Here is a 25954-nt window from a genome sequence, read left to right as displayed (position 1 = left end):
GCGTGGCCAAAATAACTAACCAATTGCAAAACCCACAAAAAGTCCCAGCTGTATTTATCCCTCGCTATAGAGTGGGGAGCGTCAAAATTCTGTATGGAGAATTTTGAAATCAATAGCGTAAAACCTAAGTACCTGTGCAAAATTAATTTCGCATTTCTTAGTTTTGTTAATTTTGCTTTACGACTTACAACATGGAAGCACCTTTTGAAATCACCCTCCAGATGGTGATCACTGTATTTGCAGGCATTAGCGCCCAGGTGATGGCTGCATATTTCAAATTACCCAGCATCGTCTTACTCCTCCTATTAGGCATCCTTTTGGGTAGAGACGGCGTTGGACTATTGCAACCGCACTTATTAGGAACAGGATTAGAAGTGATTGTTTCCCTAGCAACGGCAATCATTTTGTTTGAAGGCGGACTCAAATTAGATCGGCGAGAATTGGGCAAAGTTTCAGTCAGTTTACAGTTACTCGTCACACTGGGAACACTCATCACCCTGCTGGGAGGAAGTCTAGCGGCTCACTGGCTAGGTGAGTTTCCGTGGAATATAGCTTTTCTTTACGCTTCTATTGTTGTTGTTACTGGTCCAACTGTTATCGGTCCTTTAATTCAACAAATTAACGTAGATAGACAAGTGGCAACTCTATTAGAAGGAGAAGGGGTATTAATTGATCCAGTGGGCGCTATCCTGGCTTACGTTGTCCTGGATACAATTTTAAACGGTGATGCAGATCCGTTTAATGCCATTTTTGGTTTACTCTTGCGTTTGGGTGTAGGTGCGGCCATTGGCGGCATCGGTGGGTACTTAATGAGTTGGATGTTTAAACGCGCCAATTTCATCTCTTTTGAATTGAAAAATCTGGTTGTACTGGCAGTGTTATGGGGTTTGTTTACCCTAGCGCAAATCATCCAGAGTGAATCAGGAATTATGACCACAGTAGTAGCTGGAGCGGTATTGGCTAACGCCTCAGTTCCAGAAGAAAGATTATTGCGAAGCTTTAAAAATCAGCTGACAATTCTCAGCGTGTCTGTTTTATTCATCCTCCTAGCGGCTGATTTATCTATTGCCAGTGTGTTGGCTCTAGGTTGGGGGAGTTTATTCACCGTTTTAGTTTTAATGTTTGTGGTGCGCCCAATCAACATTATTTTGTGTACTTGGAACAGTAATCTAAATTGGCGACAGAAACTGTTTTTAAGTTGGGTTGCACCTAGAGGGATAGTTTCTGCATCTGTGGCTTCTTTATTTGCAATTTTGCTGACGCAACGGGGCATTAATGGTGGTGACTCAATTAAAGCTTTGGTCTTTTTGACAATTATCATGACGGTTTTTTGTCAAGGTTTAACTGCTGGGTGGCTCGTTAAATGGCTAGGAATCACTTCTAAAGATGCAACTGGGGCGGTAATTGTTGGTTGTAATCCTTTGGGTTTATTAATTGCCCGCTTTTTTCAGGAACGAGGCGAAACTGTGGTGATGATTGATACTGACCCGGAACGGTTAGCGCAGGCTGAAGCCCAAAATCTCCGAGTGATTGCTAGTAGTGCTTTGGACGGGGAAATATTGGAAGAAGCTGGGATTGGTGCAATGGGTACTTTTTTGGCAATAACCAGTAATGGTGAGGTGAATTTTGTCCTAGCACAACGGGCTGCTGAGGAATTTAATCCCCCCCGTGTCTTAGCTATATTCCCCCGTCACCCCCAAGGTTCTCCGTCAGCCAATAGTAAGGTAAATCAAGCTTTTGTGTCTGATTTACCGATAAAAACTTGGAATGAATATTTGAGTAATGGGCAGGTAAAGTTGGGAACAACGACATTAGAGGCGGCAGAATTTGGCTCTCAACAACAACACATCCAAGAAAAAATTCGGGATGGGATATTAGTACCACTATTCTTAGAACGAGAAGAACGTCTACAGGTAATGTCTGCAAGTCAAGAATGGGAAGTTGGCGATCGCATTATCTATTTATTACATGATTCCCGTCCCAATCTTTTAAAACGTCTATCTGGTGCAAGCCAATCTACACCCCTATCTTTGGAAACTTTAGCAGAAGTTGAAGAAGTAAGAATCAAAGATACTAATACTGAAGACAAGCTTAAATGAAATCATTAGATATCGTCTGAATTAAATTATGCGTGATGCAGAAATTTTGTAGAGACGTTACATGGAACTTTTCTACATGATTGGAAATATTTTCATCCCCACAATCTTCTTCCTGCTTTCCCTTGCAATCTCTCATGAGTATCCTTTAACAAAGCCGGAATATCTAACTTTTCTGGGCATTTGGGTAAACAATCACCACATTCGGTACAACGGTTGGCTTTCATTCCTGGAAACCAATGACCGGCATTTTCAAACATTCCATAACGATATTTGCCATAATCTTGCATATCAAAAGCTATAGCTAAATTGCGTAGTCTTAATACTTCTGGAATGTGAATATTTTCCGGACAAGGTAAACAAGCATAACATTGACTACATTTATCAGTTAGTAAAACATGATTTTGTTGATTTTCTAATTTTTCTAAAGTAGCAATTTCCGCTTTTGTTAAATCATTTTGATCATCAAATATTTCTGGAGATATTACTAATTCTTCTGGTTTTGCTGGTCCTATACTCAAGGTAGTAATACGGTTGTCACTTAATAAAAAACGATAATTTAAATCTAATGGTGTCAATGGATGACAGAGTTCTGTTAAAGTTTGAGATGGAGTATATAATTTTNNNACCTTTATCAGCAGGAGAAATAATGAAAACGCCCATATCTTTCTCAGTTGCTAACTGAATTGCTGGGGCATTATGTTGGAAAAAATAGTAATAATGGAGATTTACAAATGCAAATAAATCTGTATTTATCGCTGCTAAAATTACATCTAATGAGCCATGGGTAGAAAAACCAATATGTCGCACTCTCCCATCATTAACAGCTTCCTGTACAGCTTGTATACAACCATTTCTTGACTGTACCCATTCTAAGTGTTGCTGGGTATTTAATCCATGAATTCCTAAACAATCAAGATAGTCTAAATTTAACCGTTTTAAAGATTCATCAATATACTGACGCATACTGTCAGCATCAGGTGTAGGGGGAATTTTAGTGGTGATATAAAGTTGGTTACGGGGTATTGATAAACCAGTTTTTATAGCTTTACCCAAATATGCTTCACTGTCACCATAACCTCTAGCTGTTTCTAGATGATTAATTCCTAAAAATAAAGCTTTTTCAATAGTCTGCTGGACATTTTCGCTATCAGTTAAATAGCGCATTGTTCCCAAGGAGAAAACTGAAAGATGTAAATTAGTTTTACCAAAACGACGATATTGCATAATTCCAGTTCACAATTCTCACCCTATCTTACGGAGTTGAAGATAGGGTTTCTACGTATAGAGACGTAACGTTTCGCATCTCTAATTTGAAAAGCTTTTTAAAGAAGTGTTTGTAGATGTTGTACTAATTGTGGTGCTTGCATGACACCTTCAATTTTATCTACAGGCTTTCCTTGTTTAAATAGTACCAAAGTTGGTAAAGCCGCAATATTATACTGACTTGCCAATTCTGTATACTTTTCTGTGTCAATTTTGACAATCCGTAATTGATCTTTCAATTGGATATTGACTTGTTCTAAAATAGGCACCATCATTTGACAAGGACCACACCAGTCTGCATAAAAGTCTACCAATACAGGCACATCTGAGCCAGATAGCATTTCTTCAAAGCTGTTGAATTGTTTTTTAGTTGCCATAATACACACCAATTTTTAATTAATTGTTTGTTTTCATGTTAGTTCTTAGAATATAAAATCTGTATATTTTTATATTTTTTTTTAGCAAAAGTATAAGGAACTATTAAATTCAAAAGTAAATTGGCTGTAGCTTCCCATGAGTAAGCTACAGCCTAAATTTCCAGTCTTACATCGTCAAAGATTGAGGATTTGTTTCAATCAACTTCGCTAAATCTTGCAAGAAGCCTGCTGCGTCAGCGCCGTATATAATGCGGTGATCACAGGTAATAGTAACTTGCATTTGTTGACGGACACCAAATAATCCGTCCTGTGTGGCGACTACTTGGGGACGAGATGCACCAATGGCTAGGATCGAACCTTGCCCAGGAGGTAAAATAGCATCAAAGGTATCAACACCAAACATTCCCAAATTGGAAAGAGTGAAAGTCCCGCTGTTGTATTCTGCTGGTTGTAGCTGTTTAGCTCTAGCGCGTTCTACTAAAGATTTCCAAGTGCGAGATAAAGAATAAATATCAACTGCATCGGCATTCTGTAAAACTGGTGTAATTAATCCACCATCATCCATTGCTACTGCTACAGAAACATTAATATTAGAGTGATTGACAACTCCTTGATCTGAGTAGCTGGCATTGAGGATAGGGTGTTTTTGCAATGTTACGGCTACAGCTTTGGCTAATAGCGCCGTCATTGTCACGCCTTTGGACTTAATTTGTTTATAAAGTTTATCAAGTCCATCCGTGCTAATTGTGTAACTGACACGGAAAACGGGTACGGATAGACTAGCTACCATGCCCCGGACTACGGCATTTTGTAAGGTTGTGAATGGGACTACTTGACCGGGAACGGAACTACTAACTACTGGTGCTGGTGTAGATGCTGGTGTAGGTGTAGATATCGGTGTGGGTACAGATACAGGTGGTTGTGGCTGGGGAGGAATGCTAGGGGCGGTAGTAACGGGCTGAACTTTGCCGACTGCAACTTCCACATCTTCGGCGACAATGCGACCGTAGGGACCACTACCTTTGAGGGTATTTAAATCTACTCTAAGTTCTTTGGCTAACTTGCGAGCGCGGGGTGAAACTACTACTCGTCCTGGTTGATGGTTTGAACCGTTTTGAGATGCGGTGACAGGGGCAGCAACTGCGGCTGTGGCGACTGGTACTGGGTCGGGTGTGGGGGTAGCAGCAGCGCCGTCTGCGTTGGCTAAGGACTTGGCTGTGGCTATTTCTGCTTCTGTTTCGGCAATGTAAGCGATCGCTGCACCGACAGGGGCGGTTTCACCAGCCGGAACGATGATATGGGCTAGATATCCTTCATAAAAGGTTTCTACATCCATATCAGCCTTATCTGACTCGACAACCACCACCGTTTCGCCTTTCTCCACTTTATCTCCAGGCGACTTGACCCAGGAGACAATTTTGCCCTCGGTCATGGTGGAACTCAGCGCCGGCATAAATACTTCGTTAATGCTCATAATGGTGGTTTTAGAATCAAAATTTTGTGACTTGGACTTTAACAGTTTTGACATACTCCCCAACCTAAAGGCGTGGGAATTCTGGGATCAAATAGCAACTGCTGGCATAGCCAGTCTAACATTACCTAACCCAATGGTTGATGCCCCAACCATTTGACCCTTCGGCTTCGCTCAGGGTCAACGGTGAGCGAAGCCGAACCGTTGAATATTTCGAGCAGCGTTTTCATCCCGTCCATTAATTGACTGACAAGATGGACAACGCCACTGTCTAATAGATAAATCTAGACTTGCTAAAATATGCCCACAACAAGAACAAGTTTTACTAGATGGATACCATTGATTTATATAAACAACCTGTTTATTTTTCTTTTTAGCTACCCATTCTAAGATTTGCATAAATTCTCCAAAAGCCACATCTGATATTTTCCTACCCCAAAGACGTTGCATACCTTTGAGGTTTAGGGTTTCAAAACATAAAACATCAAACTTGTCTGTTAACTTATGAGCTAATTTCCAGAACCAATCACGTCTGCGGTTACAAACATCTTCATGTTTACGAACTAAGTTCTTTCTAGCTCGTTCACGATTAGTTGACCCTGTTACCTTTTTGGAGTGGATTCTACTAGCTTTTTTGATGGCATTTAGAGACTGTTTCAGGAACTGTGGAGAATCAATTAAAGTTCCATCAGAACAAGTTAAAAATGTTTTCAGCCCAAAATCAAACCCCGCTATTTTACTAGTCGTTGATTTAATTTCTAGTTCTGACTCATTATCAACCACAACAACCATAAGCAATTCACCTAGTGGTGTACGTTTGATGGTTAGTGTCTTGATTTTCCCCTCTATTTCTCTAGACTGCCAAAATTGATAAACTCGGTTGCCAATTTTAACTCTATTACCACCTAAGAATTTATAACCTGCTTGTTTAAGAGTGAATGATTTATATTTTCTAACCTTCTTAAAACCTGGTGGTCTGACTCCTTTCTTGTTGTGTTTAAAAAATAATTGGTAGGCTTTCTCTATGCGTTGACAGATATCTTGCACTGCTTGAGAACCTACTGATTGCCAGAAAGAATTACGTTTTCTTAGTTTAGCAATATGAGACTGGAGTTTTGTACAGTTTAAATGTTTGCCCCACATTCGGTAGTACCGTTTATGTAGAGCGATACAATGGTTATAGATCACCCCTGCGGCGTTAATCATCCGTTTGAGGTGTCTATTCCTTTTGTGTTCGTACAGTTTAAACTTCAGTGTTTTCATGACAATATTATATCAAAGTCGCCCTAGAAGGGCGAGGAACCTCAAACCCATTTCTTTGGTAATTAGCTAAAATTGTATCTTGGTCAGAGTAGTTGAGATAAAAATTTGTATGTTTAGGGAACAGGGAACAGGGAACAGGGAATAGGGAACAGGGAATAGGGAATAGGGAACAGGGAATAGGGAACAGGGAACAGGAAATATTTATCTTAATTCTCACCAATTACCAATGACCCATCACCAATCACCAATTACCAATCACCAATTACCCATTACCCATTACCGTTTAGATATCACCGCGAATTTCTTCGACAATGCCATCACGCAGTACAATTTCAACTTGCATTTTACTAATCAAGTTATCACCTGGTTCAATGCGGAAAAAGCTTTCCATTTGAAATTGGTTGACTTCTTGATCTAATTCCAACAATTGCACTTGTTGGAGGTTTTGCAACATTTGATTTTTCTGTTCTAGAAGTTCGCTTTTCTTTTGATTGACTTGCAGTTGAATATTGTCAATTTGTTGGAGTGTTTGCGGTCCTGGTGGTTGAACACTCTGTTTTTGAATGGCGCTAGTTGCTCTTTGCCCTTCAATATCTAATTGTTGTAGTTGTTGGTCAATTTGATTAATTTGGGTTTGTAATTGCTGTTGTACTTCCTCTTTCCAGAGGGTAGTAACGATCGCTTTAACATTAATCGGGCGTTTTAAAAGCAATTGCGGGTTGGAGACATCCATAAAAATTGTACGTTCACTCTTAATAGTTTGTAGCATGGAGAGGCGTATGGCTAATACCAAGTGCGTTATCAGGAGAGGGAAAAAGAAAATTTTTCCTTTGCTCCTGTGCTTCCCTACCTCTCCATCATGTAGTCAAAGAAATTTGCGCTTTAGGGAATTATTTGGCAAACATTCTGTCAATAATATCGCAATATCGTTCCATGACAATGTGACGACGGATTTTGAGTGTTTGTGTCATCATGCCATTTTCCACTGAGAACTGTTCCTCAATGAGTTTGAATGGTCCAATACGATCATCGGCTCGATAGCTGGGACGGTTTTGGACTTCCCGATTTAATTCTTGACGAAACAAGTCCTGGACTATTTTACTCTCCAAGTCAATTTTTTCACGATTATCTGGTGAAGTTAAATTCAGATTTTGAGATTCTGCCCATTTTGCCAAGGCTTCCAGGTTAGGAACAATTAAAGCGCCAATACTGCGTTGATCTTGTCCTACTAACATGATTTGGTCAACGTAAGGCGATCGCAAACAAGCATCTTCTATGGGCTGGGGTTCGATGTTTTCACCGTTGGTTAAGACAATGGTATCCTTGGCTCTACCAGTCAGCACTAAATCATTTTCCGGAGTTACCCAACCTAAATCACCGCTATCAAACCAACCGTCTGCGTCTATAGCTTTTTGAGTGGCTTCAGGATTTTGGTAATAGCCTTGCATAATTTGTGGTCCTTTGAGCAGTACCAAACCACGTTCTCCTGCTGGTAGGGGCTGACGAGTCTCCGGATTGACAATTTTCACTTCTGTACCAGGAATGGGTTGTCCTGATGAACCTTTTAAATTTCGCCAAGGACGACGAGCATTAGTTACTGGGGAGGTTTCGGTTAAACCATAGCCTTGTAATATCTCAACGCCAACAATTTCAAAAAAGTTATCTATATGTCTAGGAAGCGCACCACCACCGCTAATTATATGCTTAAATTTTCCACCTGTGGCTTCTCGCACCTTGGCATAAACTAACTTTTCTCCCAGCGCATGAATCGGCGACAAACCTAATGCTACTATCTTGGCTTGCGATCGCTCAATTGCGGAAGCATGAATATGTTCTAAACTCAATCCATTCGCAATGCGCCGCGCCTCCATATATTTCTGACTTGTCTCCAGTAAAAACTTAATTAACTTTTGTTTTGTAGCTGGTTGTTCGCGGAATTGCTTCTGCACTCCTTCATAAATTGATTCCCACAATCTGGGGACAGCAATCATATAATTAGGTTCAAATTTCTTTAAATCCCCTTTAACTGCCCGTAAATTAGTGTAGATTTGGGTACATCCTTGGGAAAGCAAGAAATACTCACCACTACGTTCATAACTATGCCATGTAGGCAGAATACTGAGGACTATATCTCCTTTTTGTGGTTGTACAACTGTACCCAAACTTTTAACTTGGTGCAGCAAATTCTTGTGAGACAGCATGACACCCTTGGGTTTACCAGTAGTACCAGATGTATAGATAAGCGTTGCTAAAGCTTCGCCACTCTGTTTAATTGCTACTAAGGTGTTGTTACTACCAATTTCTAACAACTGGGAAAAGTTCACCACTTGAAAATTAACTTCTGTGGGTGGTGTTTCATCAGAAAGCAAAACTACCAGCTTAATAGGTAATTCATTCAGTCCGTCCCCTAATTTATCCAAAGTCTTCAGATCCTCAACCACCACCGCCGTACTACCACTGTTGGTGATGATATAGAGTAATTCTTCCCGGTCTGCTTGGGCGCTACGTACCGCATTTACCGCACCAGCAGTCATAATACCTTGATCCGCAATAAACCAACGAGGGCTGTTATCAGCAATCAGGGAAACCCGTTCACCATAACTAGAAGTTTCACCATTGCTCATATTGATTCCTAATGTCTGTAAACCCGCCGCAAATCGTTGGATTTGACCAGCTAACTGACTATAGGTAATTTTGACTTCTGGTTTAGCATGGGGGTTGTGCAAAGCAACGGTATTACTAAATTTTCTGGCCGCCAAAGGCCAAATTTCTGGTAGTGATTCCACATCTGTATAATCTACCAAACTCTTTAATGCCAGCTTTTCTCGCTCAGAAATATTAGCCAGAAAAGAAGTTGCAGATTGTTTTTTGTCATCACAAGTTACTAGAAAAATAGATTGCTTATATCTTCAACGTAAACATAGCTTTTTTCGACCAGGGAGATGCTCACCCCATAATAGCTATATTTTATACATTATTTACGGCTTAGTGTGCTACTACAGCAGTAAAATCTGGACATACATCCCTGAGAAAGAAAAACTTTTTACCTTTTAACCTTTTCCTAAATCAACTTATCATCTGCTTTTTCAATTTTTAATTATTAATCTTAAATAGCGGAGGACGGTATAGTTTATTTAGGTGTATGACAGTTGCTGAATAGTAACACTTCCATCTAGAAAAATCTATGCTAAACTACTTTTATATAAACTAAATACTATGGTTCAACTTGAGAGTAGTTCCATATACTTTAGTGTCAGTTCTAAACTGTAATCTCTTTTGGGGGTGATTCCCTATAGGTTTGATGGACACTATATTACTTACACTTATCAATGCTACTGCTTGTTTAGCTTTACCCAAACTTCTATCTCTAGTTTTGGTTCGTAAATCTAAACAGTCTTCAGCGTCTTCTATTGGTTCTAACTTACAAACAACCAATTTGGAGATAACTAGTTTTCCATATTGTACAACTTACACTTTAACTGGCCGTCAATCCTGTAAATTTAGTCCTCATTTTTGTTCCCAGTGTTCTCCTAAGTAATTATAACTGCTAATTCCTGATTTTTGGATGGAAATTTTCATCTACAAATCGAACTTCTTTCGTGAGAACAGGAAATGAGCAAGTACCCAGTTATTTTTTCGTGAATGTTCTTTGATTGAAGGTATTATTCATTAATAATGCCTTTCATAAACAATACCTGCGCCAAATTGAAAAAATGGCGACGGTATTGGTAAACTTGGTAAATGTATTTAATTCTTTTATGAAATAACTAAAATGTGTGGAGAAAAGTAAAATCGCCCAAAACCAACTTCTCCTTCCTTGTTATCAAGACAATTTTCAACTCCGATATAGCTACAATCAATATTTATGAGGAAGAATTGTTTATGACATTAATTGATGGGATATTTTTCACAATATTTAATGCAGCTATTTGTTTGGTTTTACCTAAGCTGCTATCTCTGATTTTATCTGCAAAAAACTAAAAATCAATATCATCTTTAATAGATTTCTGTTTTTCTCGTCGCCATTTCGCTCTCACTAAACGAATTTCATCAAAAGTGTAGCTTTCACCTAAATTTTCCCGAATGGGTGTCAGTGCAATATCACCGAGAACTTCTAAGACATTCCAGATTTTTTTTTGGCGTTCTAAAGGTACTAATTGACTTAAATCAAGAGATTGTTTTTTCTCAATTAAATCTGAGAGATGACGGATAATTGTACTAGTACGGATGTTGCGTTTTTGGGCAATTTCAGCAATACTCAAACCCTGGTTATAAAACTCTAATGTTGTTAATTCTGTATCCGAAGGTGAGTTAGGAAAAGATGAAGAACGAAAGTGAGTAATAGGTTGTGTTTCTAATCCTTTTTCTTGGCGATATGTTTGAATTTCTGCTAAAAACCTTTCGCCATACTGAGATAATTTATGACTACCAACGCCGGAAAGATTACCAAATTCATCTAAGGTTTTGGGTTGCATTTGTGCCATTAATTTTAAGGTGGAATCATGGAAGATGACGTAAGGTGGTACAGATTGTTCATCTGCAAGTTGTTTACGAAGCGATCGCAATTTTTGCATCAGAACTTCCACATCTGCGGCTTTGCCATTTCCCTCTTCCCAAGTAACTTTTTGAGCAATGGGAACAGCAATGGAAACTGTGCGTTGTTTTCGCATTACTTCCCAACTCAAAGCATTTAGTTTTAAGACTGAATAACCATCAGCAGTTTGTTCCAATAAACCTTGATGTAAAAGCGATCTACATAACATTCGCCATTCATCTACAGTTTTATCTTTACCAATCCCATAAGTAGAAAGTTGATCATGTTTATTAACAACAATTTTCTGATTTTTTCCGCCTCGCAACACATCAATAATATGCAACATTCCAAATCTTTCTTTACACCTAGCCACACAAGATAAAAACTTCATCGCTTCAATAGTCCAATCTTGTACAGGTTTAGGATAAAGACAATTATCACAGTTTCCGCAATTTCCTGGAAATCTTTCCCCAAAATAACTTAATTGAATTGTGCGTCTACAATCTGTACCTTCTGCATAATCAATTACTTGTCTAAGTTGCTGTTTAGCTATTAATTGTTCTTGGGAATCTGGTTTTTGATTAATACTCCATTCAATGGTTTTAATATCACCATAATTGAAAAATAACGTACATTTAGAAGGTTCATCATCTCTACCTGCTCTCCCCGATTCTTGATAATAACTTTCTAAATTTCGGGGTAAATCGGAATGCACCACAAACCGGACATCAGGTTTATTAATGCCCATCCCAAAAGCAACAGTGGCTACCATTACCCGCACATCATCCCGAATAAACCGAGTTTGATTTTTTGATCTTTCATCATCACTTAAACCAGCATGATAAGGTAAAGCCGAAACTTTATCATTTTGGAGTTTTAAAGTTATTTCATCAACTTTCTTCCGAGTTAAACAATAGATAATTCCTGAACCTTCATTTTCTCTAACTATTTCTAATAATTCAGCGTAAGCACGATTACTTTTAGAACGAACTTCATAATAAAGATTTTGGCGGTTAAAACTAGCAATATGAATACTTGGTTGTTTTAATCCTAATTGTTCAATAATATCAGCCCTAACTCTATCGGTAGCAGTAGCAGTCAGCGCCACTGTAGGAACATCAGGATAACGTTTTCTCAGTAATCTTAATTGCCGATATTCTGGGCGAAAATCGTGTCCCCATTCCGAGACACAATGAGCTTCATCAATAGCAAATGTAGAAATCCCAACTTTTTCTTTAACTACGTCTAAAAGGGGCAGAAATCGTTCACTAACAAGGCGTTCTGGAGCAACATAAAGTAATTTGATTTTACCATTCATGATCGCTTCTTCACGAGAGCGAACTTTATAGGCGTTGAGACTACTATTCAGAAATGTGGCAGAAATATTATTAGTTCGCAATGCTTCCACTTGATCTTGCATTAAAGCAATCAACGGGGATACCACCACAGTTAAACCTGGTTTCAACAGTGCCGGTAATTGAAAGCACAGAGATTTCCCCCCACCTGTAGGCATAACTACCATTAAATCACGATTTTCTAGTGCATCTTCGATAATTTGCCTTTGTCCAGGGCGAAATTGATCATAACCAAAATGATGTTTTAAAGCTTTTTCTAAGTGTGGATACTGAAGCATGGTAGATGGCCGCTGCGTGTCTGGTTGATGATGAAGATATTAGGATTTTAACTCACGTTGGGGAATTGGTAGGGGGATAGTAGTTATAATTATAGATGGTGCTATTTCATCGAAATCAGTCCAATAAGTAGGCTTACTACAGCTTTAAGTATGAGTATAAATACACAATTTCAAGCTAGGGTAAACAACGGTAAAATTGAAATTCCCGTTGAGTATCAAGAACAAATATGCAGCGCCGAAATAGTACAAATCGTGATTTTGCAACCTGCACCAATCAAGAAACATTTTCCAGAAACGGGTATTATTGCCCAGTTAACAGCAAATCCTATGCAAATATCAGGGTTCAAGCCACTCACCAGAGAGGAAGCAAATGAACGCTGGTGAAATGATGCGATGTTTTATTGATTCCAATATTTGGCTATATCGGTTTATATTAAATTCCTCGGATGCAAGTGCAATACAAAAGCAGAAAATAGCTACAAGGGTAACAAGTCAAGAAAACTTAATTATTAGTACGCAGGTTATCAATGAGGTTTGTGCAAATTTAATTCGCAAAGCAGGTTTTGATAACTCACAAATTGAAATCCTAATTGAAGAATTTGCAGCAGGTTGTGAAATATTACCTGTCTCGCTAGAAACTATTCAGTATTCAGCAAAATTGCGAGGACATTACTCACTATCATTTTGGGATAGTCTCATAGTTGCTAGTGCAGTTTTAGGAAAAGCAAGTATTCTTTACTCAGAAGATATGCAAAACGGCTTAATTATTGAAAATACTTTACAAATTGTGAATCCGTTTTTGGAAGTAATTGAACTTTAATTTAGCTAAAAATATTCATCGAGAATTGATTCTATCTACTCCAATTACTAGGGGTAAAAGATTAGTTTGGGTGATTTTAGCAGAATAAGCAATTTTTTTAGGTTAATTTTTACTTTGTGTACAATACCCATCTGACTATACATAGACGCAAAATCAGGGATTTTCACCAATAAGATGTGTAAATTTGATTAATTTTGTAAAATTTCTTCTATCCAGAGTTATAAAAAAGTGACGTAAAGTGATAGTATCTGTATTTGTAATGATATTATGTACTCCTGTTCCTTTAAATACATAAAATTTTCTTATGGATGAGGTTTCTACTAAGCTCTTAGCGATTTTCCAGAATGTGAATGAGTGGCTGAAGTTTGCAGAGGCTAAAAATGGTATTCTGCTGGCTTTTTCTGGTGCTGCTATTACTGCAACTATAACTCTTTTAGCTACAGCACAAAATATCCCTAATTCCTTAAATTTTGGGTTGTTGTTAACAACGATTCTGCTTTGTATTTGCGCTTTGATTTGTTCCCTTTCTTTTTTGCCTAAAATAGATTTAGAGCGGTCATTATATTTCCAAAATAGACAAAATAAAAAATTAAATTTCCAACGTTCAAAAGATGATAATTTCTGGTATTTTGGAGATTTACAGAAATATAAAGCAGATGAATTACTGGAAGCATTGAATAAACCTTATTTCAAGGATAGTCTTGATATAACTAAAGCAGAATATAAGGAATATAAAGATATTGCTACACAAATCACTACTAATGCGAGAATTGCATTTTTGAAGTTTGAGGTTTTTACTTATGCAGTAAAAGTTTTAATTGCATCTATTTTATTAATTCCCTGTGCCATGCTCATAAGTTTGGTTATTTATCGGCGTTTATAATGTAGGTTATTTTACATTTTTCACTATTCTAATTTTAGATTCATAGACAATAAAAATTTGTATGTCAGAGATTAAATTAACTGTAGTTCAACTCGATTTGGTTCAGTCTTCAAAATCTACTTCTGTTATTCAAAAACAATTGGGACTAAAAGGTATAAAATTGTTTATTGAGGAGATTAAAAAATTTGTCAGAGATAGTTTTAACTTAATTAGTAATCGATCTGAATATGACAATTTTTATTCTTTAGGAGGAGATGGTTATCGCATCTTATTTAAAGATGTTAATAATGCCTATGAATTTGTTGAACTTTTCTGTAAAGATGTTAATGAATATAATACCCAATCTGACCGTGAGCCAAGAAGATTTCGTATTGGTGCAGCCACTGGAAAAGTTCTATATGATAAAGATCAATCAGGTCTTGATAGAATAATAGGACATGGTGTTTTATTTACAGTTGCAAGACTGGTTACAGCCGAGCCTGGTTGGTTTTATGTTGATGAAGCAACATATAATGCTTTTTCTCAAAATGTAAAACAGCAATTTGTTAAGACAAGTGTAAAAGGTAAAGAACATGAAGACAATATCGAAGCTTATGCTTGTCCAATGCTGTCCGATGCTGCTCCCTTCATGCAATCTTTTAATTTTAAAATTGCTACCATAGATGAAAAAAATAATATTAAATACCAGGATAAAGAAATTAAAGAAATAAAAATTGAAGCTAAACACTTTATCGAAATTTTAAACAATAATGTAAATCTAGAAATGGTATCTATCCCAGGTGGAACATTCCAAATGGGAACGACAGATGATGAAATTGAGAGGCTTTGTAAAGAATATGAAGTAGACTATTTTAAAAGAGAAAAATCCCAACATAGTGTAACTGTAAAACCCTTCTATTTGGGCAAATATCCTGTTACACAAGCACAATGGAAAGCAGTAGCTTCTCTCTCAAAAATAAAACAAGAACTCAATCCTGACCCATCTAAATTTAAAGAAGCAAATCGCCCTGTAGAGCGTGTTTCTTGGTTTGATGCCGTTGAGTTTTGTTTACGTCTCTCAAAGCATACTAAAAGGCAGTACCGCCTCCCTAGTGAAGCTGAATGGGAATATGCTTGTCGTGGGGGAACAACTACACCATTTCATTTTGGGGAAACGATTACAACAGATTTGGCTAACTATGATGGAAAATACGAAGGAACAACAGAAGTAGGAAGTTTTAAGGTAGCCAATAATTTTGGACTATATGATATGCACGGGAATGTATGGGAATGGTGTCAAGACCATTGGTATAATAGCTATGAAGATGCGCCTACAGATGGAAGCGCATGGCAAGATGTTTATAGTAAAAATAATAAAAGACTGCTGCGCGGTGGTTCGTGGGTCAACAATCCTGATCTTTGCCGTTCTGCTTCTCGCAGCCTCAGCAACCTTTTCCACAAATTTAACAACGACATTGGTTTTCGGGTTGTTTGTAGTAGTGCGGCGAGGACTTAGTAGCCCTTTGCGCTCTTGCGCTTTTGCCCTTTCCTCTTTCTTTTATTTCCCCTTGCTCGCGCTTGCGAGCAAAATAGGTTTTCAAATATGAGTGAATTAGGCAGTTATTCAAAAAACTTATTTTCTAAGTTATTAAAAAACATGGGTTTATCTGACTGATATGAATTTATAGCAGTTTATAATGTCACAATAATAATTGTTAACTTTTTTCAATCCTCATTATGAAAGCAACTTGGAACGGCGCTATTTTAGCCGAAAGCGATAACACCGTAGTCGTAGAAGGAAATCATTACTTCCCTGCTGACGCAGTTAACAAACAGTATTTACAAGAAAGCAACACCCATACCACTTGTTCTTGGAAAGGAGTTGCTAGTTACTACAGTATAGAAGTAGATGGACAAGTTAACAAAGATGCGGCTTGGTACTATCCTAGCACCAAAGAGAAAGCTAAAAACATTGAAGGTTATATTGGCTTCTGGAAAGGTGTGAAAGTCGAAGCTTAGTAAATAAAAATATCCCCGACTTTTTGAATAAATCGGGGATTTCAATCTTATAAATCAGAAACTTATTCCTTCGCAATCACAATATCATTAGATTTAATCACAGCATAAGCTTCTGTACCTTCATATAATTCTAACTCCTCCGCCGAAACTCTAGTAATCATTGAAGTCAACTCAACCCTGTGAACAATTTCTAAAGTTACTTCGGTATTTACACTTCCTGTAGTTACTCGTTTCACAACTCCTTTCAAGACATTACGCGAACTTACTTTTAATGGTTTCTTGGGACTAAGAATTTCAAATTCAGGAGTATTAATCTCTGCTTTCTCCTCTGGAGTTGATAGTGATATTGGTGGTGATGAATATTTATTAAGTCCCCGCACTAATTCCCGCAGAATCTCAGTTTTAGTGCGCTGGGAGTTTTGACAAAATTCTTCTAAAATTTTGCGTTCTTCTTCAGATGTTTGAAATGTCACCCAACCCTGTTCTTTCCTTGGCATAAATTTACTAATTTATTGAATAAGTATAATCTTTATATAATACTAGCAAGAATCAATGTTTTTTACTTACTTGTACAATTGAATAGAACATATCAAAGCCAATTATTTTGTGAACTTTTATATCGGGTGTGCAGTTTGGGCTTATAAGGGTTGGGTGGGTGAACTTTATCCCCCAGGAACTCGCAATGCTGACTTTTTAAATCTTTACAGTCGCCGTTTTACTACTGTAGAAGGAAATACCACTTTCTACGCTGTACCTAACTCAGAAACCGTTACCCGTTGGGCTACAGAAACACCAGCGGGGTTTGAATTTTGTCTAAAATTACCTAAAAATATTACTCACCAAAAATTACTACAGCCCCATATCCCCGCAGCTTTGGCTTTTTTGGAGCAAATGCGCCCTCTAGGTACACATTTAGGTCCCCTCTTTGCCCAACTTCCTTCTAGCTATTCTCCGGCTTTACTGGATGATTTGACAGCCTTTTTGACAGCTTGGCCGCGCACACAGACACCTTTAGCATTAGAAGTTAGACATATTGAGTGGTTTAAAGAACCTCATGCTAGTAATTTGACAGCATTATTAGAGAAATTGTGCGTAGGTAGGGTATTATTGGATTCACGCCCAATTTATACTGGAGAGGATGACCCACAATTACTATCAGAACGACGTAAACCAAAATTACCTTTGCATTTTAGTGTAACTGCACCTTTTACTTTGGTTCGCTTTATCTCGCATCCACAGTTATCAATGAATCAAAAATTTATGGAAGAGTGGGTTAAACAAATTCAACAATGGTTGCAAGCAGGAATAAAAATCTATTTCTTTGTGCATTGTCCCATAGAAGATATGTCTCCTAATAATGCTCGTTATTTCCAACAGCTATTAGAAGAAAGTGGTATATTAGTTCCACCTCTTCCTGGGAATAATTTACAACAATCTCCTCAGCAACTGAGTTTATGGTAGTAATTTACATGATTTACTTATAATATAGCGATTCCCGTCTAAGTAAGGTACAGAAAGAAGGCTTTAACCGCAGATAAAAGATGATGAACGCGGATAAACGCAGATGAATTTGTATTTCGGTAGACTAGGAAATGTTATAATTAGCCAATAAGGAGATTTAAATGAATCGGCTTATTTATGAAAGTTCTGTCTCGTATAAAGGATATTTAATTATTCCTTTTGTTTATGGCAAAGTTGATGATTACGAAATTTATTCATACAAGTTATTAGCGGAAGTTGGACATAAAAGCAGATTTCATGCTTCAGAAAATCCAGCGACAATGTATGGTAATACTATTATCAGTATTCTTGATATTGCTAAGGAACATATTGATCTAAGTATAGACTTTGTTAGTCAAGGTGATTTTTTCAAATCCCGCTATATTTATCGGCATAATCTAATTATTGTTTATCAAAAAAATGGGAGATGTTATTATGATCATTATGCACCGGAATCATTAACTAATATTGCCGCACCTAAATTATTTTCATCATCCTATGAATGTTTAAATTGGGTACAAAAAGGTTTAGACGGCAGAAACAAAAGTTAAGTTATGTAGGTTGGGTTAAACGACAGCGCAACCCAACAAAAGGATTATAGCATCAGGTACAGCAAGAAAGAATTAACCGCAGATAGAAGATGATGAACGCGGATAAACGCAGATAAATTTGCACTTTAGTAGACTGGAAAACGCTATAATAATGTTGGTTTTCCTTGTGTCAACCCAGCCTACTAATTCTGGCTTTATGGCAACCAAAAGTTAGGTAAAATAGATTTACCTATATTACGAACTACTTGATTGACGTTTCTGGCAACTTGGATATGATTTTCGTCTGCTTCTACAGGTAAAATATTGGCTTTTTTCCCCTGTTGTAAATAAGAAATAGCTAAATTTGCAGCTTCTAAACCAGTTACATAAGCCTTTTCTTGTGACCATGAACCATGACGGTTAATAATCCAATCTCCACTCATAAACAGATTTTGTAAACTTGTCCTAGCTCGTAACAGATAACGATAACTACCAGGGGCAAAATGTGTAACTGCATTTGCTAAACGAATGACGCTACTATCTATGACTTTGGCTTCGCTAAATCCGGGAATACATTTTGTTAAATAACTTTGAACTATCTGCACAATTTCGCGATCGCTTAAATGTAGAAATTGATTTGCATGATAAAAATCAACTTCTATGACTGTTCCTGGTTCATTTTTAAATTCATCATGTAAAGCATTTAAATCAAAAAATGTCCATCCTGTAGAATCATCAAAACCAAAACAAGCATTAGAAGGACGGGGAATATCTATTTTTCTATCAAACCATAACCGAGTTGCTAAAACATCAACTGCCCCTAAATTATTTAAGTTTCTAAATTCTGCTCGATTTTGTAAAGTAGGACTACTAGAAACAATCTTTTTCATTCCTGTGACACCGACGGAAAAGATTACAGCGTCAGCATCAAAAATTTCATCACCGCAAACTACACCTTTAACACATTCATTACTATCTATAATTACATCTGTAACTTTATGTTTAGATAGAACTCTTGCACCTAACTTTTCTATTTGTTGTACCCACGGACGAAATATTTTTTCTCCCACAGTACCGCGACACCAAACTACATCAAAATCCGGTTGATGTGCCAGAATAAAATAGTATAACATTCCTAAAGTTGCAGCGGCTGAACATTGTTCACCAGGGGCAAATAATCCCACTAATAACATTGGTTCAAAAGCTTCTTTATAGAGTCTGGCAGAAACACCAAAAGTTTTGAATAATTCACGGGCTGTAATATAATCGTAACGTTTCCAAGCCTGATCTGAATTATCAAAATCAATCAAACTGTAAAGTAATGGTAAGGCGCTCAAACGGTCAATTAATGGTAATCTTTGAAATTGAGGATATATAAAAGTTCCTAAAGGTGTGGGAAGTCTGGGTAAATCTTGGAAAATCGGAGATTCTACTTCCAAACCTGCGGGAGAATATTGTGCGGAACGAGTCCAAGTTGTAAAAGGACTAATTCCCAATTCATTAATAAGAGCAAAAATATTTCTGTAAGGATACCAAAAGCCATGAATACCGGCTTCTACAGATTTACCTGCGGCTGTTTGCCAACCTGCTACTAACCCACCAGGATATGCACCTGCTTCTAGTAATGTGACTTCATAACCTTGTTTTGCTAAATGGTAGGTAGCCCCTAAACCAGCCCAACCAGCACCAACTACTACTACCCGTTTTTGTTGTGATTCTTTTGACATTTTCCCTGTTCATAAATGCACTTATTTAATAATGTATCTGATATTCAAATAATGTAGGATATGATATAATAATTATTTTGAAAATAAAACAAATCTATTTACCAAAATGGTAAACTTATATTAGTCTACTAAGGCATGGAAATCATCTTCGCTGACGGGAAACTGCAAAAACTATGTGAGGAACAAAACTTAGCGGAAAGAAAATTAGGTGCAAAGTGTGTCAAGAAATTGAAGGCTAGGTTGGCTGATTTTGCTGCTGTTAGTTGCGTTAAAGAACTAATTACAGGTCATCCTTTGAAAGAAGATAGAATAGGTGAGTTTGCAGTGAACCTAGAAGGGGGTAAAAGGTTGGTATTTAGACCCAATAATAACCCCATTCCCTTGCATGAAGATGGAAGCATTGATTGGTCACAAGTTACTGCTATTTGTATTGTTTTCATTGGGGATTACCATGATTGAAATAAACCGTTCCTTTACGCCAGATTGGGTATCTCCTCCTGGTGACACTATTGCTGATTTATTAGAAGAGCTTAATTGGACAGAAGCACAACTAGCAGAGCAGTTAGGCTTCGCTGCCAATCACGTTAGTTTACTTATCAATGGTAAAGCAGCTATAAATGAAGAAATAGCACTGAAACTAGAAAGGATTTTGGGTAGTACAGCAGCATTTTGGTTAAATCGTGAAACCCAATATCAGGCTGGTTTAACACGGATAGAAGCAGAAAACTACAAAACAGAATACAGTCCAGTTCAGGCTTAAAATCTCCATTTATGAGATTAATTTCATTTTAAGCAAAGCTAGAAAGACCTAAATTGGGGGGAATATCTTGAATTCTTCCTGGTCCAATAGCTTGTAATCCTTCTTTGAGGATAATATCACCCGTATACAAGGCTTTACCGACTATCACACCTGTGACACCTTGGGGTTCTAAAGCTAATAAACTTAACAAATCGGTGACGGAACTTACACCACCGGAAGCAATTACGGGTATGGAAATTGCCGCTGCGAGTTCTCGTAATGCGTCTAAATTGGGTCCTTCTAGAGTGCCGTCACGGTTAATATCAGTGTAAATTATGGCTGCTGCACCTAGTTCTTGCATTTGTACTGCTAGTTGGGTAGCTAATACTGTGGATGTTTCTAACCAACCACGAGTTGCAACTAAGCCGTTACGGGCATCTATGCCAATAATAATTTGTTCGGGAAATTCTTGACAAAGTTCTTGGACTAATTGGGGTTGTTCGACGGCGACAGTTCCGAGAATTGCCCAATTTACACCCAGATTAAATAATTGTACAACACTGGAGCGATCGCGCAATCCTCCCCCAACTTCAATGGGAATAGAAAGATTATTTCTAATCGCTTCAATGGCTGCTAAGTTAACGATTTTCCCAGCTTTTGCGCCGTCTAAATCAACTAAATGTAATCTTGTCGCGCCTTGGTCAGCCCACATTTTCGCGACTTCAACGGGATTTTCGCTAAATACTTGCGATCGCTCGTAGTCTCCTTTATATAGTCGCACACAGCGACCTTCTAGTAAATCAATTGCGGGTATTACTTCCATAATTGTTAATTGGTAATTGTTAATTGTCAATTGTCAATTATTCCTTAATTCCTGTACTGCTTGGCGAAAACCTAAAACTAGCAAGATGTTAGAAAGAGTTAAAAAGACTTCTGCACCGCCATGTAACCAGTCTATATTGGCTAATTGTTCTCCATACTGCACTTTGGCATAAATGCCGGCGGGGATTGTGACAGCAACAAATACCAATGTACCGTAAAATCCATATAGGGCTAAACGTGGCATTTGCGGACTGCGGCTGATAAACCACAAGAAACCCAAATAGGGAAAGAGAGAAAGGGCAAACAGGGTTTCTTTTGATATCATTGTTCTGATTTGATAGATTGTGCTTCAATAGTGGTTGCAGGCTTTGTAGAACGCCAAATTAGATAAGCTGCTGCCCAGAGAGTAAAGTTACCAACTAATGTCATGGTAGCTTGGAGGGTGACTAACCATTCTAGAGATTCGGAATTGTCGAAATAATGCCAAGTGCAAGCACACATCGCACTGATCAAAGCTGGTAACATGGCAAAGGATAATCCCCACCAACTACGATTTTTGGTAAGTTCACCGTATATCCAGATTAGCCAAATTGCGGCTATCCACTCAATGACGCTAGAAATATGAATTATCCAGGTGGGAATCGAAAGGGCGTGCATAATTAATAGTCAGTTGTCAGTTGTCAGTTGTCAGTTGTCAGTGGTAGATAACTAGTTTAAAAAAAATTGGTAATCCAAAATCTAAAATCTAAAATTCAAAATGGTCAAGATGCGGGTTTTATTGTCTGGGTATTACGGTAAGGGTAATGGTGGTGATGAAGCTTTATTAGCCACACTTCTGCAAATGCTACCACCTGATGTCACTCCTGTAGTGCTTTCTGGAAATCCTGAAGACACTCATCAGCATTATGGTGTGGAATGTTACAATCGCATGGCGTTTTTACAGGTAATTAAAGCTTTGCGTTCCTGTGATGCTTTTGTTTGGGGTGGGGGAAGTTTAATTCAAGATGCGACTAGTGTTATTAGTCCCTTTTATTATGGGGGATTAATGGCTTTAGCTCAAGTTATGGGTTTAAAAACTGTGGCTTGGGGACAGGGTATAGGTCCTTTGTTGCGTTCTCCAACTCGGTTTTTAGCTCATAGGAATTTTGCAGGTTGTAGTCAAGTGAGTGTGCGCGATCGCTCTAGTTCTAGTTTATTATCAAGTTGGAGTATACCCCATATCCTTGCACCTGACCCGGTTTGGGCGTTGGAGTCGAAGCCAGTACCAGAGTTAGTAGATTTACCAAAACCGAGAATTGCGGTGACTTTAAGAAATCATCCTCAATTGACAGACAAAAGGTTAACAATTTTAACTCAAGCTATAGTTAATTTACAGAAAGAAACTCAAGCTTTTATTTTATTATTACCATTTCAAAAAAGCGAAGATTTAGGAATTGCTGAAAAAATTCAAACTCAATTAAAAGACGTTAGTAAAATCCTTTGTTCGGAAGATCCACAAATTTTAAAAGGTGTATTTCGCGGTGTGGAACTGTCCATAGGAATGCGGCTACATAGTTTAATTATGGCAGCAAGTGAAGGTTCTCGTTGTTTTGCTTTGAGTTATGATCCAAAAGTAAATCAGTTAATGGAAGATTTAGAAATACCTGGTTGGGATTTAAAGGATTTACCAGATGATGTTGATTTAATTAGTAAAACTTGGATTGATTATTATTATAATGGTCAATCTTTGTCATCTGAGAAAATTCAATCTTTGATAAATGGGGCTTTTTTGCATCGGAATTTGTTAAAGGAAGCTTTGAGTTCTTGATTAGCTAATAAGTAATAAACGGTTGTACTATTGAAAATGAAGATATTCTACCACAACCAATTTAAATATTAATACTTATTAATTAACAATTCTTTTCTTTCATTTTTGGCTGTATCATATTTATTATTCATTGAAGGAGATATCCAAAATGACTCTCAAAGAACTACTTATCAAAGAAATTGAATCCACCCCAGATACTATTCTGGCTGAAACCCTAGATTTTTTATGCTTTCTGAAAACAAAGGAGACTCAAATACAAACCAAGTCACAACTACCAGATATTACTCAAAGTTCAGAAAATTCCACAGGACGGTCACTCCTAGAACACTTGAAAACAATTGGTAAATGGGAAGGTGATGATTTACAAAATTGTCTCCAGTTAGTTTATGATACTCGTGGTAAAGCCAAATTTGATGATAATAACCCATTTGAATAATGTACCTGTTAGATACAAATCATTGTAGCCGCGCAATTCTTGGTGATGAAAATGTACTTCATCATTTAGCTGAAGTGGAAAATTCCTTAGTTGCAACCTGTGTCATTGTTCAAGGAGAACTAGTAGATATGGCAAAACGTTCTCAACACACCGAAGCTAACTTAGACCTTGTTCATCGATTTCTTAATGGTATATATATTTATAATATTGATGAAATTACTGCTAATCTCTACGGAGAATTAAAAGCATCCTTATTTAATCAATTTGCACCGAAGGAAAAAAGCAAGCGGAGAAAAACAAAAATTACTAATTTAGGTTTTGATGAAAATGATATCTGGATTGCTGCTGTAGCTCTACAACACAACCTTACTATTGTATCATCTGACAGTGATTTTCAGCGAATTATACAAGTCAGAGCATTTTCAGTTAAATCTTGGTTGTAAATCCATTTTTTGACGTATGGACAGCACTATTTTTAACTAAACAAAATTCCCTAATAATTTAGTAATTTAGTTAAGGTTGATATCATCCCCAAGGAGGTTCATCATGACAGCTATCACCGTCAACTTAAACCCCATTATCCAACTTACCGACAACCAATTTTATCAACTCTGTCGGGAAAATCCTGAAGTCAAATTTGAACGTAATGCAAAAGGAGAAATATTGATCATGTCACCAACAGGAGGAGAAACAGGAAAACGTAATTTTGAAATTGGTATTGATTTTGGGATTTGGAATCGTAAATATAAACTAGGAGTTTGTTTCGATTCTTCCACCTGTTTTAAACTTCCCAATGGTGCAAATCGTTCTCCTGATGTTGCTTGGATCAAAAAAGATAGATGGGATACACTAACACCAGAAGAACAAGAAAAGTTTTCACCAATTGCCCCAGATTTTGTTTTAGAATTAATGTCACCCAGCGATAGTTTGCAAGAAACGCAAACAAAAATGCAGGAATATATAAATAATGGAGTTAAATTAGGTTGGTTAATTAATCGGAAAATGCGTCAAGTAGAAATTTATCGTCTTGGAAAACCAGTGGAAATTTTAGACTTTCCTCAAGAATTATCCGGTGAAGATATTTTACCAGGGTTTATTTTAAATATGGAAATTATTTGGGGATAGGTTGCTGAAATTCAACAACCGAATTATATTAACCAAACCTAAAAATGTGCTGTTATTATTTACTTCCACTGACAATTCCTGACCATTGCACCTTTTTTTCCCTTTCTCGACGATAAGAAAAGAAATGTTCTGGAGTTTGGAAAGTACAATAAGGAGCGATCGCAATTTGTTCTAAACTAATTCCTAATTGCTCTAACTGTAAAGCATTCACTCGACGCACATCTAAACGTACCTTACCTGGTTCTATATCTCTGAGTAAAGGTGAATTGGGCAAATTATGTAGCGTATCAACAATTTTTTCCCAATCATCATCTGGTATAATGCTGCTGCCAATTTCCGCAGCCACTTCCACAGAAACCTGGTAAACTTCCCCTGCAATAGCCGGACCCATAGCCACCCGTAAATCTGCTAAACTACTACCGTGCGATCGCATTCTCATGATAGCTTCCGGAATAATCTTTGCCGCTGTTCCCCGCCAACCAGCGTGTAAAGCCGCCACCTGTCCAGTTTTCACATCCCCAATCAACACAGGTGTACAATCAGCAGAAGCCACCCACACAGCTTGTAAAGGTTGCTGACTAATTAAACCATCTGCCAACGCCAAATCATCATCACTGGTATTGACATGATCATCAACCTCTTGAGGAGTCAAAACAGTATTGCCATGTACCTGTTTTAAGCGATAAGCTGAAGCCGCTGGTTGAAGTGCTTGAGTTAGCTCATTTGGTAGACGCGGCCAAAACTGTTGGGTAAAAAAACCATGAGACCAGGGTTTTAGAAGATTACAAGTCAGGTAAGGTAGACCTTCCCAATTGTGCCAGTGCCAAGTGTGCATCTTTAACCAAACCTAAACAGAAAATTAACAACTTTCAATCAATACTAACTTGAACAACAGCCAAAAAAGATTTGCCAAAAAATTTTGAACAA

26 protein-coding genes and 1 pseudogene are annotated in these 25954 nt (G+C 37.6%); 14 read left to right on the top strand and 13 right to left on the bottom strand.

All coding sequences use genetic code 11. The features are described 5' to 3' along the window. Nucleotides 1-191: 191 nt before the first annotated feature. Nucleotides 192-2099 (top strand): sodium:proton antiporter, encoded by a 1908-nt coding sequence (locus tag FJR38_RS06375; RefSeq protein ID WP_168536025.1) that lies wholly within the window; start codon nucleotides 192-194, stop codon nucleotides 2097-2099. 92 nt (nucleotides 2100-2191) lie between these two features. On the opposite strand, the pseudogene FJR38_RS06370 reads toward FJR38_RS06375, so the two are convergent. The 7 genes and pseudogenes from FJR38_RS06370 to recQ form a co-directional block, all read right to left on the bottom strand. Continuing rightward, a pseudogene (locus FJR38_RS06370) lies at nucleotides 2192-3323 on the bottom strand (aldo/keto reductase). A 98-nt stretch (nucleotides 3324-3421) separates the two neighbouring features. Next, nucleotides 3422-3739: a thioredoxin gene (trxA, locus tag FJR38_RS06365; protein WP_168536023.1), complete on the bottom strand. Its 318-nt coding sequence runs from the start codon at nucleotides 3737-3739 to the stop codon at nucleotides 3422-3424. 166 nt (nucleotides 3740-3905) lie between these two features. Then, entirely contained in the window at nucleotides 3906-5213 is a 1308-nt protein-coding gene (locus FJR38_RS06360; protein ID WP_168536021.1) for a dihydrolipoamide acetyltransferase family protein, read from the bottom strand. A gap of 177 nt (nucleotides 5214-5390) precedes the next feature. Then, complete coding sequence (locus tag FJR38_RS27525; RefSeq protein WP_371418149.1) at nucleotides 5391-6473, bottom strand: RNA-guided endonuclease InsQ/TnpB family protein; 1083 nt, start codon at nucleotides 6471-6473, stop codon at nucleotides 5391-5393. A 283-nt stretch (nucleotides 6474-6756) separates the two neighbouring features. After that, on the bottom strand, nucleotides 6757-7206 hold the full coding sequence (locus FJR38_RS06350; protein WP_168495628.1) for a YlqD family protein: 450 nt from the start codon (nucleotides 7204-7206) through the stop codon (nucleotides 6757-6759). A gap of 157 nt (nucleotides 7207-7363) precedes the next feature. After that, entirely contained in the window at nucleotides 7364-9367 is a 2004-nt protein-coding gene (locus FJR38_RS06345) for a long-chain fatty acid--CoA ligase (protein WP_168536440.1), read from the bottom strand. A gap of 1083 nt (nucleotides 9368-10450) precedes the next feature. After that, nucleotides 10451-12640, bottom strand: a complete 2190-nt coding sequence (recQ, locus tag FJR38_RS06340) for a DNA helicase RecQ (RefSeq protein ID WP_168536019.1) — start codon at nucleotides 12638-12640, stop codon at nucleotides 10451-10453. 150 nt (nucleotides 12641-12790) lie between these two features. On the opposite strand from recQ, the gene FJR38_RS06335 reads away from it, so the two are divergent. The 5 genes from FJR38_RS06335 to FJR38_RS06315 all read left to right on the top strand — a co-directional run bounded on the left by FJR38_RS06335 (nucleotide 12791) and on the right by FJR38_RS06315 (nucleotide 16341). Continuing rightward, nucleotides 12791-13024: a hypothetical protein gene (locus FJR38_RS06335; RefSeq protein WP_168536017.1), complete on the top strand. Its 234-nt coding sequence runs from the start codon at nucleotides 12791-12793 to the stop codon at nucleotides 13022-13024. After that, nucleotides 13011-13460 (top strand): PIN domain-containing protein, encoded by a 450-nt coding sequence (locus tag FJR38_RS06330; protein ID WP_168536015.1) that lies wholly within the window; start codon nucleotides 13011-13013, stop codon nucleotides 13458-13460. Before FJR38_RS06335 ends, FJR38_RS06330 begins: the two co-directional genes overlap by 14 nt. 304 nt (nucleotides 13461-13764) lie before the next feature. Then, the gene (locus FJR38_RS06325; RefSeq protein ID WP_168536013.1) at nucleotides 13765-14343 is read left to right on the top strand and encodes a hypothetical protein; all 579 of its coding nucleotides are present in this window, start codon (nucleotides 13765-13767) and stop codon (nucleotides 14341-14343) included. Nucleotides 14344-14404: 61 nt separating this feature from the next. After that, complete coding sequence (locus tag FJR38_RS29250) at nucleotides 14405-15838, top strand: SUMF1/EgtB/PvdO family nonheme iron enzyme (protein WP_168536011.1); 1434 nt, start codon at nucleotides 14405-14407, stop codon at nucleotides 15836-15838. A gap of 218 nt (nucleotides 15839-16056) precedes the next feature. Next, on the top strand, nucleotides 16057-16341 hold the full coding sequence (locus tag FJR38_RS06315; protein ID WP_371418160.1) for a DUF427 domain-containing protein: 285 nt from the start codon (nucleotides 16057-16059) through the stop codon (nucleotides 16339-16341). Nucleotides 16342-16403: 62 nt separating this feature from the next. Here FJR38_RS06315 and FJR38_RS06310 read toward each other — a convergent pair whose 3' ends face one another. Further along, nucleotides 16404-16838 (bottom strand): molybdopterin-binding protein, encoded by a 435-nt coding sequence (locus tag FJR38_RS06310; protein ID WP_168495491.1) that lies wholly within the window; start codon nucleotides 16836-16838, stop codon nucleotides 16404-16406. Between the two features lie 109 nt (nucleotides 16839-16947). On the opposite strand from FJR38_RS06310, the gene FJR38_RS06305 reads away from it, so the two are divergent. Both FJR38_RS06305 and FJR38_RS06300 read left to right on the top strand, forming a co-directional pair. After that, the gene (locus FJR38_RS06305) at nucleotides 16948-17802 is read left to right on the top strand and encodes a DUF72 domain-containing protein (RefSeq protein WP_168536004.1); all 855 of its coding nucleotides are present in this window, start codon (nucleotides 16948-16950) and stop codon (nucleotides 17800-17802) included. A gap of 161 nt (nucleotides 17803-17963) precedes the next feature. Further along, on the top strand, nucleotides 17964-18392 hold the full coding sequence (locus FJR38_RS06300; protein ID WP_168536002.1) for a hypothetical protein: 429 nt from the start codon (nucleotides 17964-17966) through the stop codon (nucleotides 18390-18392). Nucleotides 18393-18586: 194 nt separating this feature from the next. Here FJR38_RS06300 and FJR38_RS06295 read toward each other — a convergent pair whose 3' ends face one another. Next, nucleotides 18587-20098, bottom strand: coding sequence for an FAD-dependent oxidoreductase (locus FJR38_RS06295; protein WP_168536000.1), 1512 nt, complete (start codon nucleotides 20096-20098; stop codon nucleotides 18587-18589). 135 nt (nucleotides 20099-20233) lie between these two features. On the opposite strand from FJR38_RS06295, the gene FJR38_RS06290 reads away from it, so the two are divergent. Together FJR38_RS06290 and FJR38_RS06285 are read left to right on the top strand one after the other, a co-directional pair. Beyond that, entirely contained in the window at nucleotides 20234-20557 is a 324-nt protein-coding gene (locus FJR38_RS06290) for a killer suppression protein HigA (RefSeq protein ID WP_168535998.1), read from the top strand. Beyond that, nucleotides 20550-20858 carry a HigA family addiction module antitoxin gene (locus FJR38_RS06285; RefSeq protein ID WP_168535996.1) on the top strand — a complete coding sequence of 103 codons (309 nt, stop codon included), beginning with the start codon at nucleotides 20550-20552 and terminating at the stop codon, nucleotides 20856-20858. The genes FJR38_RS06290 and FJR38_RS06285 overlap by 8 nt, the downstream gene beginning before the upstream one ends. 28 nt (nucleotides 20859-20886) lie before the next feature. Here the strand turns inward: FJR38_RS06285 and hisA are convergent, their stop codons facing one another. The 3 genes from hisA to FJR38_RS06270 are packed head-to-tail and all read right to left on the bottom strand — an operon-like array spanning nucleotide 20887 to nucleotide 22316. Then, nucleotides 20887-21660, bottom strand: coding sequence for a 1-(5-phosphoribosyl)-5-[(5-phosphoribosylamino)methylideneamino]imidazole-4-carboxamide isomerase (hisA, locus tag FJR38_RS06280; RefSeq protein ID WP_168535994.1), 774 nt, complete (start codon nucleotides 21658-21660; stop codon nucleotides 20887-20889). Nucleotides 21661-21693: 33 nt separating this feature from the next. Beyond that, nucleotides 21694-21984 (bottom strand): DUF3593 domain-containing protein, encoded by a 291-nt coding sequence (locus FJR38_RS06275; protein ID WP_168495505.1) that lies wholly within the window; start codon nucleotides 21982-21984, stop codon nucleotides 21694-21696. Continuing rightward, nucleotides 21981-22316, bottom strand: a complete 336-nt coding sequence (locus FJR38_RS06270; RefSeq protein WP_168495507.1) for a DUF2499 domain-containing protein — start codon at nucleotides 22314-22316, stop codon at nucleotides 21981-21983. Before FJR38_RS06270 ends, FJR38_RS06275 begins: the two co-directional genes overlap by 4 nt. A gap of 100 nt (nucleotides 22317-22416) precedes the next feature. Between FJR38_RS06270 and csaB the strand changes: the two genes are divergently transcribed. The 4 genes from csaB (at nucleotide 22417) to FJR38_RS06250 (ending at nucleotide 25027) form a co-directional block, all read left to right on the top strand. Next, a complete protein-coding gene (csaB, locus tag FJR38_RS06265; RefSeq protein WP_168495509.1) occupies nucleotides 22417-23466 on the top strand; it encodes a polysaccharide pyruvyl transferase CsaB in 1050 nt (349 codons plus the stop codon). 148 nt (nucleotides 23467-23614) lie between these two features. Continuing rightward, nucleotides 23615-23902, top strand: a complete 288-nt coding sequence (locus tag FJR38_RS06260; protein WP_168495511.1) for a DUF2281 domain-containing protein — start codon at nucleotides 23615-23617, stop codon at nucleotides 23900-23902. Further along, entirely contained in the window at nucleotides 23902-24345 is a 444-nt protein-coding gene (locus FJR38_RS06255; RefSeq protein ID WP_168495513.1) for a type II toxin-antitoxin system VapC family toxin, read from the top strand. Before FJR38_RS06260 ends, FJR38_RS06255 begins: the two co-directional genes overlap by 1 nt. 103 nt (nucleotides 24346-24448) lie before the next feature. Next, on the top strand, nucleotides 24449-25027 hold the full coding sequence (locus FJR38_RS06250; RefSeq protein ID WP_168535992.1) for a Uma2 family endonuclease: 579 nt from the start codon (nucleotides 24449-24451) through the stop codon (nucleotides 25025-25027). Between the two features lie 55 nt (nucleotides 25028-25082). Here FJR38_RS06250 and pgeF read toward each other — a convergent pair whose 3' ends face one another. Further along, nucleotides 25083-25862 (bottom strand): peptidoglycan editing factor PgeF, encoded by a 780-nt coding sequence (gene pgeF, locus FJR38_RS06245; protein ID WP_168535990.1) that lies wholly within the window; start codon nucleotides 25860-25862, stop codon nucleotides 25083-25085. Nucleotides 25863-25954: the final 92 nt, after the last annotated feature.

Source organism: Anabaena sp. UHCC 0253 (genome assembly GCF_009712085.1).
Taxonomy (GTDB): Bacteria; Cyanobacteriota; Cyanobacteriia; order Cyanobacteriales; family Nostocaceae; genus Dolichospermum.
This window is presented reverse-complemented; position numbering and strand designations above follow the sequence as displayed.

Coding starts and splice junctions, on each gene's coding strand:
- FJR38_RS06360 (WP_168536021.1), bottom strand. CDS start 5,213: ATGAGCATTAACGAAGTATTTATGCCGGCGCTGAGTTCCACCATGACC.
- FJR38_RS06250 (WP_168535992.1), top strand. CDS start 24,449: ATGACAGCTATCACCGTCAACTTAAACCCCATTATCCAACTTACCGAC.
- FJR38_RS06350 (WP_168495628.1), bottom strand. CDS start 7,206: ATGGATGTCTCCAACCCGCAATTGCTTTTAAAACGCCCGATTAATGTT.
- csaB (WP_168495509.1), top strand. CDS start 22,417: ATGGTCAAGATGCGGGTTTTATTGTCTGGGTATTACGGTAAGGGTAAT.
- FJR38_RS06330 (WP_168536015.1), top strand. CDS start 13,011: ATGAACGCTGGTGAAATGATGCGATGTTTTATTGATTCCAATATTTGG.
- FJR38_RS06310 (WP_168495491.1), bottom strand. CDS start 16,838: ATGCCAAGGAAAGAACAGGGTTGGGTGACATTTCAAACATCTGAAGAA.
- FJR38_RS06335 (WP_168536017.1), top strand. CDS start 12,791: ATGAGTATAAATACACAATTTCAAGCTAGGGTAAACAACGGTAAAATT.
- FJR38_RS06275 (WP_168495505.1), bottom strand. CDS start 21,984: ATGATATCAAAAGAAACCCTGTTTGCCCTTTCTCTCTTTCCCTATTTG.
- recQ (WP_168536019.1), bottom strand. CDS start 12,640: ATGCTTCAGTATCCACACTTAGAAAAAGCTTTAAAACATCATTTTGGT.
- FJR38_RS29250 (WP_168536011.1), top strand. CDS start 14,405: ATGTCAGAGATTAAATTAACTGTAGTTCAACTCGATTTGGTTCAGTCT.
- FJR38_RS27525 (WP_371418149.1), bottom strand. CDS start 6,473: ATGAAAACACTGAAGTTTAAACTGTACGAACACAAAAGGAATAGACAC.
- FJR38_RS06290 (WP_168535998.1), top strand. CDS start 20,234: ATGGAAATCATCTTCGCTGACGGGAAACTGCAAAAACTATGTGAGGAA.
- FJR38_RS06325 (WP_168536013.1), top strand. CDS start 13,765: ATGGATGAGGTTTCTACTAAGCTCTTAGCGATTTTCCAGAATGTGAAT.
- FJR38_RS06375 (WP_168536025.1), top strand. CDS start 192: ATGGAAGCACCTTTTGAAATCACCCTCCAGATGGTGATCACTGTATTT.
- FJR38_RS06285 (WP_168535996.1), top strand. CDS start 20,550: ATGATTGAAATAAACCGTTCCTTTACGCCAGATTGGGTATCTCCTCCT.
- FJR38_RS06270 (WP_168495507.1), bottom strand. CDS start 22,316: ATGCACGCCCTTTCGATTCCCACCTGGATAATTCATATTTCTAGCGTC.
- FJR38_RS06260 (WP_168495511.1), top strand. CDS start 23,615: ATGACTCTCAAAGAACTACTTATCAAAGAAATTGAATCCACCCCAGAT.
- FJR38_RS06295 (WP_168536000.1), bottom strand. CDS start 20,098: ATGTCAAAAGAATCACAACAAAAACGGGTAGTAGTAGTTGGTGCTGGT.
- pgeF (WP_168535990.1), bottom strand. CDS start 25,862: ATGCACACTTGGCACTGGCACAATTGGGAAGGTCTACCTTACCTGACT.
- FJR38_RS06300 (WP_168536002.1), top strand. CDS start 17,964: ATGAATCGGCTTATTTATGAAAGTTCTGTCTCGTATAAAGGATATTTA.
- trxA (WP_168536023.1), bottom strand. CDS start 3,739: ATGGCAACTAAAAAACAATTCAACAGCTTTGAAGAAATGCTATCTGGC.
- FJR38_RS06255 (WP_168495513.1), top strand. CDS start 23,902: ATGTACCTGTTAGATACAAATCATTGTAGCCGCGCAATTCTTGGTGAT.
- hisA (WP_168535994.1), bottom strand. CDS start 21,660: ATGGAAGTAATACCCGCAATTGATTTACTAGAAGGTCGCTGTGTGCGA.